This is a genomic window from Methylobacterium sp. J-077, from assembly GCF_022829365.1.
Lineage (GTDB): Bacteria > Pseudomonadota > Alphaproteobacteria > Rhizobiales > Beijerinckiaceae > Methylobacterium.
On sequence record NZ_JAKSYJ010000122.1, the window covers coordinates 85,174 to 92,459 of the forward strand.

The following is a 7,286-nucleotide window of genomic DNA, read 5'->3' on the forward strand; positions in this document are numbered from 1 at the left end:
GAAAGAGTTCGACACGATGATGCGTCCCGCCTTCACGGTTTCCGTCACGGTGCCCCTGGCCCTGATCCTGATGGCGGCCCCGGTGCTCGCCTCCCCGTGCTCGGACAAGATCGACACACTGTCCAAGCGGGTGACGTCGGAGGCGACCGCCTCGATCTCGGCCTCGACCAGCGGCCAGGGCAACGCCGCCAAGCGCGGCGGCGAGGGCATGACCGGCACCGAGGGCCGGCGCGCCGAGGAATCGCCCCAGGCCCCGCCGGAGAAGTCGGCCCAGGCCGGCGAGGGCGCGGATGCCGCGCAGCAGGCCAAGGTCGCACTGGACGAGGCGCGCACGGCCGATTCCAAGGGTGATGCCACAGCCTGCGAGGCAGGCGTCGCCCGCGCCGAGAGCCAGCTGAAGAAGGCGCCCTGAGGCGCTGGAAGTCGGGGTGCAAGTCCAGCGCAGGCCCAGGGCGGCTCCGCTTACGGGCTCCGGTCTTCCCAGATCTAGACTTGTAAGGCACGACTTTCCCCCTCTCCCGTGCGGGAGAGGGTTGGGGTGAGGGGTGCGACCTCTCCGGCGGCACCTGCCCCTCACCCTGTCCCTCGCCCGATCGGGAGAGGGGACCCGTGCCTGGTTCGGCAACGGGTAGATTCCCGAGGTCCGCGAGAATCGTGCCCCCTCCGGCGGCGGTTTCGCTCGTCTCGAAGGGGTCTATCCCCGGCGACCGGGGCGGTCGGGGGCGGAAAAAACCCGCCCCGCGATGCGGCCTCAGGCGGCCGCGGCGGCGAGCGCGTGCGGATTGCCGTTCAGGCCGGCGCAGAGGTCGTCGATCTCCGTGAGGTCCAGGGCATCCCCGGCCCGGCCCGCGATGGTGTCGATCAGGTGGTCCTGGCGGGGGTCGAACGGATGACCCTGCATCCGGTAGAACTGGTAATAGCGCAGAGCCGCCAGGACGGTGTCGCGCTCGCGGTCGGTTACGGTGAAGTGCTGCATGGGTCTTTGTCTTCCCCTTGTGGCTTCAACGAACGCTCGGGCGGGCCGCGACGCCGAACCCGAGCTTGGCCGTTGTAACCGGTGGGCAACTCTCCGAACAGTTCTTGACAGCTCGCGCGGACGTGATTCGCGTTATTTAAGACTCTGGTCCTGTGCCGGGGCGCGCGACTCCGAATCAAAAATCTCTTCGCCGGCAAGGTGTTGCAGCCGCTCCGTGCGTCACAGATCGAGATCGGCCAGAAACCGCGGCAGCGCCGTGCTCGCCGGCCCGTAGCGGGCCTCGTCGAAGGCCTCAGCGTTGTCCGACGGCTCCAGGTTGATCTCGCAGGTGGGAATGTCGAGCGCCCGGGCCTGCCGGACATAGCCCGCCGCCGGGTAGACCGCCCCCGATGTGCCCACGGCCACGAACAGGTCGGCCGCGGCGAGCGCGTCCTCGATCGCGTCGAGATGCATCGGCATCTCGCCGAACCAAACCACGTCCGGCCGCATGCGCCCCAGCGTGCCGCAGGCCGGGCAGCACGAGGCCCGGCTCAGGTCGTCGCACCAGGGCGTGACCGCCCCGCAGGCGGTGCAGCGGGCCTTCAGCAACTCGCCGTGCATGTGGACCACCGCGCGCGATCCCGCCCGCTCGTGCAGGTCGTCGACGTTCTGCGTGCACAGGAACAGGTGGCCGCCCCGCGCGGCGAGCCGCGCCTCGGCCCGGGTCAGGGCGGCATGCGCCGCATTGGGCGCGGCCGCGACCACGCCGCGGCGGCGATGGTCGTAGAAGTCGAGCACCGTGTCGGGATCGGCCGCATAGGCTTCGGGGGTGGCGAGCTTCATCGGGTCGAACCGCGCCCAGATCCCGCCGCGGTCGCGGAACGTGCCGAGGCCGCTCTCGGCCGAAACCCCGGCCCCGGTCAGCACGAAGATTCTTTTCGGATCATCCATGCGCTATCCCCCGCCTGTCGGCCGATTGGCCGGAAATGTCCGCCGGTTGGCTGCGCGGTTTCTTTCGCGCTCCCAGCGTGAGCGCGATCCTGCCGCCTGATCCACCAAGCGGAAGGCACGAAATGTCCGATGTTGCGCTGCTGGTCATCGATGTCCAGGAATCCTTCCGGCACCGGCCGTCTGGAGCGAGGCGGATGTCCCGCTCTTCACCGAACGCCTGCAGGCGCTCATCGACGGCGCGGTCGCACGCACGATCCCGGTGCTGCAGGTGTTCCACGTCGCCGAGACGGGCCCGTTCTCGGTCGAGTCCGGCCATGTCCGCACCCTGGAGCCGATCATGATCGCGCCGACCGCCGTGTTCCACAAGCGCCGGCACAGCGCGCTGGTCGATACCGGGCTGGCCGGCTGGCTGACGCAGCACGGCATCCGGCGCCTGATCGTGTCCGGGATCCGCACCGAGCAATGCTGCGAGACCACCACCCGCCACGCCTCCGACAGCGGCTGGCAGGTGGATTACGTCACCGAGGCGACGCTGACCTTCGCGATGACCCACCCTGACGGCCGCAGCTTCAGCCCGGACGACATCAAGGCGCGCACCGAGCTGGTCCTGGTGGACCGCTTCGCCCGCATCGCCACGGTGGAGCAGGCGCTCGACGGCCGGGATCTTCCGGTCGCCGCATGAGCGCGGCGGCGCGGCGCTGGCGGCGGCCCGGACCCTGGTGGTCTATATGCGCCGCGGCCCCGACGACCCGCAGCTCTCGCCCTGGCTGGAAGGCCGCAGCCATCTGCATCCGGCGGTGCACCGCGCCCAGGACGCGATCACCGCCGAGCCTGCCCGCGACTGGTCGCCCGACACCCTCGGCCGCCTCGCCGGGGCGAGCCCGCGCAACCTCGCCCGGCTGTTCCGGATCCATGCCGGGATGACCGTGACCGACGCGGTCAACCGCGCCCGGATCGCGCTCGCCCGGGACCTGATCGCCCAGACCGACCTCGCCCTGGAGCAGGTCGCCGACCGCGCGGGCTTCGGCTCGGCCCGGCACATGCGCCGCGTCTGGCGGCTTTTCCATGCCGAGTCTCCATCGAGTCTCCGAACCAAGGTCCCGGTTTCGAAAGGTCCGTGACCTTTCGCGGGTGCAGGGCAGAGCCCTGGTCTCTCGGGGGGCCTGCCCCCGAACCCCTGCCAAAGGGCTGAGCCCTTCGGGAACCCATGATGTGCGCACTCTGGACCCCGCCGGATGGCTGTGCCCTCCTCGCGCCGTCAGAATCGGCGCGGACGATGCATCCGCCCGTCCCGACAGGCGCCTGCGGGCGCGGAGGAGTTGAGCGTCATGCCCGAATACGACCTGGCGATCCGCGGCGGCACGGTGGTCACGGCGAGCGACACGGTGCGGGCGGATGTCGGTGTGCGCGGCGGGCGGATCGTGGCGGTCGCCGAGGGCATCGCCGACGCCGCCCGGGTGATCGACGCCTCCGGGCTGCTGGTCCTGCCCGGCGGCATCGACAGCCACGTCCACATCGCCCAGGATCCCGGCCCCGGCATCGTCATGGCCGACGATTTCGCCAGCGCCACCCGGGCGGCGGCGGCCGGTGGCAACACCTGCGTGATGCCCTTCGCGGTCCAGCCCCGGGGCGGCTCGCTGCGCGGCGCGGTCGACGCCTATCGCGCCAAGGCCGAGGGCCAGTGCCACGTCGACGTGGCGATCCACATGATCATCGCGGACCCGAGCGAGGCGGTGCTCGGCCAGGAGCTGCCGGCCCTGGTCGCCGACGGCTACACCTCGTTCAAGGTGTTCATGACCTACGACGACCTGGTGCTGAACGACCGTCAGCTGCTCGACGTGTTCCACGTCGCCCGGCGGCAGGGCGCCCGGGTGATGGTCCACGCCGAGGGCTACGACGCGATCCGCTATCTCAGCGACCGGCTGGAGCGGGCCGGGGAGACCAAGCCCTACGGCCACGCTTTGTCCCGGCCCGAGGTGGTCGAGCGCGAGGCCGCGCACCGGGCGATCAGCCATGCCGAGCTGATCGACCTGCCGATCGTCATCGTCCACGTCTCGGGCCGCGAGGCCACCGAGCAGATCGCGTGGGCGCAGGCGCGCGGCCTGAAGATCCGGGCCGAGACCTGCCCGCAATACCTGACGCTGACGGCCGACCACATGAAGGGCCTCGGCCTCGACGACCCGATGGCAGGGGCGAAATACGTCTGCTCGCCGCCGCCCCGGGACGAGGCCAGCCAGGAGGCGGTCTGGTCCGGCATCCGGCGCGGGATCTTCGACGTGGTCTCCTCGGACCACTCGCCGTTCCGCTACGACGACCCGCAGGGCAAGCTGAACCCCCGCGGCAAATCCTCGTTCCGCTGGATCCCGAACGGCATCCCGGGGGTCGAGACACGGCTGCCGGTGTTCTTCTCCGAAGGCGTCTCGAAGGGGCGGATCAGCCTCAACCAGTTCGCGGCGCTGACCGCGACGAACCACGCCAAGCTCTACGGCCTGTATCCGCGCAAAGGCTCGATCGCCCCGGGCTTCGACGCGGACCTGACCCTGTGGGATCCGAACAAGCGCGAGACGATCCGCCAGGAGATCCTCCACCACGGCGCCGACTACACCCCCTGGGAGGGGTTTGACGTCACCGGCTGGCCGGTGATGACCATCGCGGGCGGGCAGGTGATCGCCGAGGACGGCAAGGTCCTGTCCGAGCCGGGCCGCGGCCGGGTGCTCGACCGGGCGGTCGATCCGTCGGAGCGGCGGGGCGCCTGACGCTCCCTGGCCCGGCCCTTGCTCCCCGGTTTGAGGCTGGGAGCGATCAGGTTGCACCAGGGCCGCGGGCATATCCTCGGCCGGATCGGGCGCGGGTCCCCTCTCCCGTGCGGGAGAGGGACATGGTGAGGGATGCGACGTATCCGGATGGACCTGATCCCTCACCCCAGCCCTCTCCCGCACGGGAGAGGGGGCCTGTCGCGGGCTTCATGCACGACGGTGCCTCGAACATGTGCCGCCTGTAGCCGCAGCCGGGGGAGCCGCGCATGAATGTCGAGCTGATCGGCCTGACCAAGCGCTACGGCGCGGCCACCGCGGTCGATGCCATCGACCTGAAGGTGCCGTCCGGGGCCTATTGCTGCCTGCTCGGCCCCTCCGGCTGCGGCAAGACCACGACGCTGCGGATGATCGGCGGCCACGAGCGCGCCAGCGCGGGCGACGTGGTGATCGGCCCGAGGGCGGTGGGCGACGCGGCGCCGGTCGAGCGCGGCACCGCCATGATGTTCCAGAGCTACGCCCTGTTCCCGCATCTCGACGCGCGGGACAACGTCGCCTTCAGCCTGCGGATGCGCGGCATCAGTAAGGCCGAGCGCCGGGCCAAGGCGATGGCGATGCTCGACCTCGTGCAGATGGGCCACCTCGCCGGGCGCCTGCCGGCCCAGCTCTCGGGCGGGCAGCAGCAGCGGGTGGCGCTGGCGCGCGCCCTCGTCACCGGCCCGAAGGTGCTGCTGCTCGACGAGCCGCTCTCGGCGCTGGACCCGTTCCTGCGGGTGCGGATGCGGGTCGAGCTGAAGCGGATCCAGACCGAGCTCGGGCTGACCTTCATCCACGTCACCCACAGCCAGGAGGAGGCGATGGCGCTCTCCGACCTCGTGGTGGTGATGAATGCCGGCCGGATCGAGCAGGCCGCCGACCCGCGCACCGTGTTCGAGCGCCCGGCCACCGCGTTCGTGGCTCGGTTCATCGGCGGCCACAACGTGATCCGCCTGCCCGACGGGATGATCGCCGTGCGCGCCGACCGGATGCGGCTCGGCGCCGAGGCCGGCCCGGAGGCGCTCCCGGCCCGGGTGGTCGCGGTCGAGTACCAGGGCACCAGCGTCCATGTCGGCCTCGACGCCGACGGGCTGGAGCGGGCGCCCGACGACAGCTCGGCCGCCCTGACCGCGGTGCTCAGCGATGCCGCCTTCGCGGCCCGCCCGCTCCGGCCGGGCGACACGGTGCCGGTCGGCTGGGACGCCGGCGCAGCCCACCGCCTCGACGCGTAAGCAGACGGAGACGACCATGGACCTGTTCTCGAAGCCGAGCCGGCGCACGCTGCTCAAGGGCGCCGCGGCCCTGGCGACCACGCCGGTCACCGGCTTCCCGGCCGTGCACGCGGCCGAGCCCGTGACGCTGCGCTACCTCGGCACCGCGGTGAACCAATCCGCCGACATCGCGAAGAAGGTGAAGGAGGATCTCGGCATCACCATCGAGTACATCCCGGTGGTGACCGACGAGGTGACCAAGCGCGTCGTCACCCAGCCGAACTCCTTCGACCTGGTCGACACCGAGTATTTCAGCCTCAAGAAGATCCTGCCTTCCGGCAACCTCCAGGGCATGGACGCCAAGCGGATCACGCTGGCCGACAAGATCTCGTCCGTGTTCACCAAGGGCGAGGTGGCCGGCAAGAGGATCGGCGACCAGGGCACCGCGCCGAGGAAGGTGTTCTATCTCGAAGGCCAGGACTCGAAGAAATTTGCCGGCGAACAGACCGGTTGGATCTCGCTGATCCCCACCGTCTACAACGCCGACACGCTGGGCATCCGGCCGGACCTGGTCAAGATCCCGGTGACGAGCTGGAAGGAGCTGCTGAACCCGGCCTTCAAGGGCCGCGCCGCGATCCTCAACATCCCGTCCATCGGCATCATGGACGCCGCCATGGTGGTGGAGGCCACCGGCGACTACACCTACGGGGACAAGGGCAACATGACCAAGCCCGAGATCGACCGCACCATCAAGCTGCTGATCGAGGCCAAGCGCGCCGGCCAGTTCCGGGCCTTCTGGCAGGATTTCAACGAATCCGTGAACCTGATGGCCTCCGGCGAGACGGTGATCCAGTCGATGTGGTCGCCCGCCGTCACCAAGGTGCGCGCGCAGGGGGTGCCCTGCACCTACCAGCCCCTGAAGGAGGGCTACCGCGCCTGGGCCTCGGGCTTCGGCATCCCCAAGACCCTGAGCGGCCGGAAGCTCGACGCGGCCTACGACTTCGTCAACTGGTTCCTGTCCGGCTGGGCCGGGGCCTACCTCAACCGCCAGGGCTATTATTCCGCGGTGCTGGGGACCGCGCAAACGAACATGCAGCCCTACGAATGGGCGTTCTGGATGGAGGGCAAGCCCGCCGAGAAGGACATATTGGGCCCCGACGGCACCCTGATCGAGAAGGCCGGCGCCACCCGCGACGGCGGCTCCTTCGACCAGCGCATGGGCTCGGTCGCCTGCTGGAACGCCGTGATGGACGAGAACACCTACATGGTGCGCAAGTGGAACGAGTTCATCGCCGCGTGAGCGCCGTGCCGTCACGCTTTTCCGCCCCGGCTCTCGGGCAAGCCCGAGAGCCGGCACCCTCCCCCCTCTGCGGGGGAGGG

6 protein-coding genes and 2 pseudogenes are annotated in these 7,286 nt (G+C 70.4%); 6 read left to right on the forward strand and 2 right to left on the reverse strand.

What is annotated here, in order from left to right; all coding sequences use genetic code 11:
• Positions 1-16: 16 nt before the first annotated feature.
• Positions 17-412, forward strand: coding sequence for a hypothetical protein (locus tag MKL11_RS15780; RefSeq protein WP_243945021.1), 396 nt, complete (start codon positions 17-19; stop codon positions 410-412).
• Positions 413-751: 339 nt separating this feature from the next.
• On the opposite strand, the gene MKL11_RS15785 is transcribed toward MKL11_RS15780, so the two are convergent.
• Together MKL11_RS15785 and MKL11_RS15790 are read right to left on the reverse strand one after the other, a co-directional pair.
• Complete coding sequence (locus MKL11_RS15785) at positions 752-976, reverse strand: hypothetical protein (RefSeq protein WP_243945024.1); 225 nt, start codon at positions 974-976, stop codon at positions 752-754.
• Positions 977-1,195: 219 nt separating this feature from the next.
• Positions 1,196-1,906, reverse strand: coding sequence for an SIR2 family NAD-dependent protein deacylase (locus tag MKL11_RS15790; RefSeq protein ID WP_243945026.1), 711 nt, complete (start codon positions 1,904-1,906; stop codon positions 1,196-1,198).
• Between the two features lie 122 nt (positions 1,907-2,028).
• On the opposite strand from MKL11_RS15790, the pseudogene MKL11_RS15795 reads away from it, so the two are divergent.
• The 5 genes and pseudogenes from MKL11_RS15795 to MKL11_RS15815 all read left to right on the forward strand — a co-directional run bounded on the left by MKL11_RS15795 (position 2,029) and on the right by MKL11_RS15815 (position 7,206).
• Positions 2,029-2,588, forward strand: a pseudogene (locus MKL11_RS15795) (isochorismatase family protein).
• A 13-nt stretch (positions 2,589-2,601) separates the two neighbouring features.
• Positions 2,602-3,027, forward strand: a pseudogene (locus MKL11_RS15800) (helix-turn-helix domain-containing protein); the annotation flags it as partial.
• Positions 3,028-3,234: 207 nt separating this feature from the next.
• Positions 3,235-4,662 (forward strand): dihydropyrimidinase, encoded by a 1,428-nt coding sequence (gene hydA / locus MKL11_RS15805; protein WP_243945033.1) that lies wholly within the window; start codon positions 3,235-3,237, stop codon positions 4,660-4,662.
• A 266-nt stretch (positions 4,663-4,928) separates the two neighbouring features.
• Positions 4,929-5,927 (forward strand): ABC transporter ATP-binding protein, encoded by a 999-nt coding sequence (locus tag MKL11_RS15810; protein ID WP_243945035.1) that lies wholly within the window; start codon positions 4,929-4,931, stop codon positions 5,925-5,927.
• 16 nt (positions 5,928-5,943) lie between these two features.
• The gene (locus MKL11_RS15815; RefSeq protein WP_243945038.1) at positions 5,944-7,206 is read left to right on the forward strand and encodes a PotD/PotF family extracellular solute-binding protein; all 1,263 of its coding nucleotides are present in this window, start codon (positions 5,944-5,946) and stop codon (positions 7,204-7,206) included.
• The last annotated feature ends 80 nt before the right edge of the window (positions 7,207-7,286 follow it).

Coding starts and splice junctions, on each gene's coding strand:
- MKL11_RS15780 (WP_243945021.1), top strand. CDS start 17: ATGATGCGTCCCGCCTTCACGGTTTCCGTCACGGTGCCCCTGGCCCTG.
- MKL11_RS15785 (WP_243945024.1), bottom strand. CDS start 976: ATGCAGCACTTCACCGTAACCGACCGCGAGCGCGACACCGTCCTGGCG.
- MKL11_RS15790 (WP_243945026.1), bottom strand. CDS start 1,906: ATGGATGATCCGAAAAGAATCTTCGTGCTGACCGGGGCCGGGGTTTCG.
- hydA (WP_243945033.1), top strand. CDS start 3,235: ATGCCCGAATACGACCTGGCGATCCGCGGCGGCACGGTGGTCACGGCG.
- MKL11_RS15810 (WP_243945035.1), top strand. CDS start 4,929: ATGAATGTCGAGCTGATCGGCCTGACCAAGCGCTACGGCGCGGCCACC.
- MKL11_RS15815 (WP_243945038.1), top strand. CDS start 5,944: ATGGACCTGTTCTCGAAGCCGAGCCGGCGCACGCTGCTCAAGGGCGCC.